Origin of the sequence: Candidatus Pelagibacter sp. (assembly GCF_052049815.1) — a bacterium.
GTDB lineage: Bacteria > Pseudomonadota > Alphaproteobacteria > Pelagibacterales > Pelagibacteraceae > Pelagibacter.
On the sequence record NZ_JBNGZG010000065.1, the window covers coordinates 1 to 3656 of the forward strand.

The 3656-nt window shown below is 24.9% G+C and carries 8 protein-coding genes; 7 read left to right on the forward strand and 1 reads right to left on the reverse strand.

From position 1 onward, the window contains the following. The 6 genes from ACTT9D_RS06955 to ACTT9D_RS06980 all read left to right on the forward strand — a co-directional run. A partial coding sequence (locus tag ACTT9D_RS06955) for a ubiquinol-cytochrome C chaperone family protein (protein ID WP_440931057.1) occupies positions 1–437 on the forward strand: 437 nt, incomplete at its 5' end. 2 nt (positions 438–439) lie between these two features. After that, complete coding sequence (gene rpmF, locus ACTT9D_RS06960) at positions 440–622, forward strand: 50S ribosomal protein L32 (RefSeq protein ID WP_014953285.1); 183 nt, start codon at positions 440–442, stop codon at positions 620–622. An 11-nt stretch (positions 623–633) separates the two neighbouring features. Further along, positions 634–1638 (forward strand): phosphate acyltransferase PlsX, encoded by a 1005-nt coding sequence (gene plsX / locus ACTT9D_RS06965; RefSeq protein WP_440931058.1) that lies wholly within the window; start codon positions 634–636, stop codon positions 1636–1638. A gap of 1 nt (position 1639) precedes the next feature. Further along, positions 1640–1936, forward strand: coding sequence for an integration host factor subunit alpha (locus ACTT9D_RS06970; protein WP_440931059.1), 297 nt, complete (start codon positions 1640–1642; stop codon positions 1934–1936). Continuing rightward, on the forward strand, positions 1926–2294 hold the full coding sequence (locus ACTT9D_RS06975; protein ID WP_440931060.1) for a MerR family transcriptional regulator: 369 nt from the start codon (positions 1926–1928) through the stop codon (positions 2292–2294). The genes ACTT9D_RS06970 and ACTT9D_RS06975 overlap by 11 nt, the downstream gene beginning before the upstream one ends. A gap of 1 nt (position 2295) precedes the next feature. Beyond that, positions 2296–2487 carry a 50S ribosomal protein L33 gene (locus ACTT9D_RS06980; RefSeq protein ID WP_440931061.1) on the forward strand — a complete coding sequence of 64 codons (192 nt, stop codon included), beginning with the start codon at positions 2296–2298 and terminating at the stop codon, positions 2485–2487. Here ACTT9D_RS06980 and ACTT9D_RS06985 read toward each other — a convergent pair whose 3' ends face one another. Further along, complete coding sequence (locus ACTT9D_RS06985; protein WP_440931062.1) at positions 2488–2778, reverse strand: chorismate mutase; 291 nt, start codon at positions 2776–2778, stop codon at positions 2488–2490. It lies immediately after the preceding gene. 96 nt (positions 2779–2874) lie between these two features. Between ACTT9D_RS06985 and ACTT9D_RS06990 the strand changes: the two genes are divergently transcribed. Continuing rightward, positions 2875–3656, forward strand: a 782-nt coding sequence (locus ACTT9D_RS06990) for a COX15/CtaA family protein (RefSeq protein WP_440931063.1), incomplete at its 3' end; no start/stop codon positions are given.

Consider the following 3656-nt stretch of genomic DNA (forward strand, 5'->3'; position numbering starts at 1 on the left):
ATTTAATTAAATTGACTAGAAATAAAGAATTATATAAAGACTTTAAAGATCAAGACGTTTTTTCAGATAGGTTAATATATTTTCTCATACATTTTGCCTTTTTTTTTAAAAATTTTAAAAACAATGAAAATAAAGACACACTACAAGAAATATATGATTTTACTTTTAGACAACTAGAGCTAAGCATTAGAGAAATTGGTTACGGTGATCAATCAATTAATAAAAAAATGAAAGATTATTTAAATCTATTCCACAGCATAATTGATAAAATTCACTTCTGGGATGATTTAACTGATGGTGAAAAAATCAATATTTTAAAAAATTATGTTTTAAATTCAAATAATGGCCCTTTATTACTAAATTATTTTGAAAATTACTTAAAAACTCTTAAAAAAAACACTTTAAATTCTTACATAAAGAGTGTAAGTAATCGCTAATTATGGCAGTACCTAAACGAAAACAAACGCCTTCTAGAACTGGAATGAGAAGAGCGCAAAATATGAAGTTCTCAGCTAAAAATGTTGTTGAGGATAAAAAATCTGGAGAATATAGATTATCTCATCATTTAGATTTAAAAACAGGTATGTACAAAGGTCGACAGGTACTAGACCCAAAAGAATAAAATTAAATTAAATGACTGATTTGGTTAAAATTGCAGTTGATGCAATGGGTGGTGATGGATCACCAAAAAAAACTATAGATGGAATTGTGCATCATCACAAAGAAAATAAAGATGTTTTTTATAAAATCTTTGGAAACAAAAGTGAAATTACTCCATTGATTGACGATAAGATCTTAAAAGATAACTATGAAATATTTCATACAGATAATTCAGTTAAAAGCACCGACTCCCCTTTAGAAGCTGCTAAAAGAGGTAAGGATACAAGTATGTGGAAATCTATTGAAAGTGTTAAATCAAAAGAATCCGATATTGTGATATCAGCAGGAAATACAGGTGCACTTTTAGTAATATCAAAATTAAATATCAAAATGATTGAAAATATAGATAAACCAGCTTTATCAGCTTTATGGCCGAATAAAATAGGTATGAACGTGGTACTTGATTTAGGTGCAAATATCGAATGTAGCTCAAAAAACTTAGTTGATTTTTCAATTATGGGATCTTCACTGTACAAAGCTTTATTTCCTAACGATACTTCTAAAGTTGCATTGCTTAATATTGGTTCAGAAGAAATAAAAGGTAACGAAATTATTAAAGAAACTTTTCAAATATTAAATGATAAAAAAAATTTAGATTTTGAATTTAAAGGTTACATTGAAGGTAACCATCTTATGGATGGTGATGTAAATGTTATTGTAACAGATGGATTTACTGGAAACGTTGCTCTAAAAACCGCAGAAGGAACTGCAAATTTTATTACTACTGAATTAAAAAAAGCCATGACAGGAAATTTGATTGGAAAAATTTCATCATTTTTAAATATTAAAAATTTAAAAAATTTCAAAAAAAGACTTGATCCAAGATTGTACAATGGTGCAATATTCATTGGACTGGACTCTCCAGTTGTTAAAAGTCATGGTGGCACAGATTATCTAGGTTTTTCAAATTCACTGGATGTTTGTAAAAGAATTATAAAAGGTGATTTGATAAACAAAATTAAAAATAATATAACTTAGTATGCGTATTAATTTAACTAAAAAAGACTTAGTTAATAGTGTTTATATGCAATTAGGTTTTTCAAAAAAAATTTCTGAAAATCTTATTGATGATTTTTTTTCATTAATAATTGAAAATATAATAAAAAATCAAAAACTTAAAATATCAAAATTTGGAACATTTTCAATTAGATATAAAAAATCTAGAATAGGAAGAAACCCTAAAACTAAAGAAGAAAAAAAAATATCTGCGAGAAAAGTTATTTTATTTAAACCCTCAAAAGAATTTAAAGAATATATTAACAATAATGAAATCTGATAATGCTTATAAAACAATAGGGGAAGTTGCAAAAATTTTAGGTCTTACAGATGATAAAAAAGGCACTTTATCGACTCATACAATAAGATTTTGGGAAAAAGAATTCAAACAAATTAAACCAAAAATTTTTAATGGAAATAGACGCTATTTTGATAATGAGACTATTGATTTACTAAAAAAAATTAAATTTCTATTAAAAGATCAAGGTATGACAATAAATGGTGTAAAGAAAATACTTAATTCTAAGGAGTCTTTACCTCTTGACGAATTAGCCAATAATTCTATAAAGGCTGACAAATTAAAACAAAAATTACTTAAAATTTCTGATTTAATAAAAAATATTAAAGATATAAAATAATATGGCTAAAAAAACACACGTTAAAGTTAGAATGGTTCCAGAAGAAAAACCTGACAGTCCATTTTTTTATTATGTAAAAAAACCTGCAGGTGGTGAAAAAGCAAAAGTAAAATTAAAAACAAAAAAATATAATCCAGCAACTAGAAAGCACGAAGTTTTTGTTGAAAAAAAATTACCGCCACACAGCAAATAATTATTTTTTATTAAAATTTTTTCTTTCGTAATTAATATAAGACCAAATCATATTTTTCCAAATTCTATTTGTTATATTTGGATCAATTTTTTTTTGAATAGATTTTTTTCTTATTTTTGTAAGGATCACTCTTATTCTTTTTTTATCAACAATTTCTTTTTTAAATTTTTTTAGTTTTACAACTTCATTTACTAATAGAGTTCTTTTTTTAATTATTGAAAGTAAACTATTATCAAGTTTGTCTAACTTTTTTCTGATGACTTCTAATTTTTTTTTTCTTATTGGCGACATTAAATCCATTGGTTAATAAACATACTACTATATGTATAAATTATGTTTGTAAATACAGATCAATACTCAAAGTATATTCGTTTATGGCTAATATTTATGATTATACTAATCGTGTCAATTGTTGGTGTTGGAGGATTAACACGATTAACAGATTCTGGTCTATCTATTACTGCTTGGGAATTGTTCTCAGGAATTTTACCACCTTTTACATCAGAAAAATGGAATTTTTATTTTAATGAATATAAACAGATACCAGAATTTAAGATTTTAAATTTTGATATGACATTAGATGAATTTAAGGTGATATTTTATTGGGAGTGGGGACATAGAATTTTAGCAAGATTCATAGGACTGTTTTCAATTATTCCTTTAATTTTTATTTTCTTAAGTATCAAAAGAGATTTTTTTTATGAAAAAAAATATTATTCAATTTTTCTATTAATTTGTTTTCAAGGTTTTATTGGATGGTTTATGGTATCAAGCGGATTAGTTGATAACATAGATGTAAGCCATTACAGGTTAGCCCTTCATTTATCAATTGCTTTCTTTATATTATCAGTTGTTTTTTGGTTTTTATTAGAAAACTTACAAATCAAAAAAAATAAAGATAAAATTAGCATTAGTTTTTTATCAATTTTTTTATTCTTTTTAATATTGCAGATAATTCTAGGTGCTTTTTTGGCAGGTTTAGATGGTGGTTTAATTTATAATACTTGGCCTGATATGAATGGAAAATTTATTCCAACTGATATTAACAAAATAGATTTACTTAAGATTTCTTCATCCAGTAATCCTACTGTGATACAATTTTATCATAGATTTGTTGCTTATCTGATTATTTTTTTATTAATTGTTCTAAATTATATTTATTATTATAA

What these genes read in the sequence shown, in the direction of transcription:
- rpmF (WP_014953285.1), top strand. Translation starts at nt 440, where the DNA reads ATGGCAGTACCTAAACGAAAACAAACGCCTTCTAGAACTGGAATGAGA.
- plsX (WP_440931058.1), top strand. Translation starts at nt 634, where the DNA reads ATGACTGATTTGGTTAAAATTGCAGTTGATGCAATGGGTGGTGATGGA.
- ACTT9D_RS06970 (WP_440931059.1), top strand. Translation starts at nt 1,640, where the DNA reads ATGCGTATTAATTTAACTAAAAAAGACTTAGTTAATAGTGTTTATATG.
- ACTT9D_RS06975 (WP_440931060.1), top strand. Translation starts at nt 1,926, where the DNA reads ATGAAATCTGATAATGCTTATAAAACAATAGGGGAAGTTGCAAAAATT.
- ACTT9D_RS06980 (WP_440931061.1), top strand. Translation starts at nt 2,296, where the DNA reads ATGGCTAAAAAAACACACGTTAAAGTTAGAATGGTTCCAGAAGAAAAA.
- ACTT9D_RS06985 (WP_440931062.1), bottom strand. Translation starts at nt 2,778, where the DNA reads ATGTCGCCAATAAGAAAAAAAAAATTAGAAGTCATCAGAAAAAAGTTA.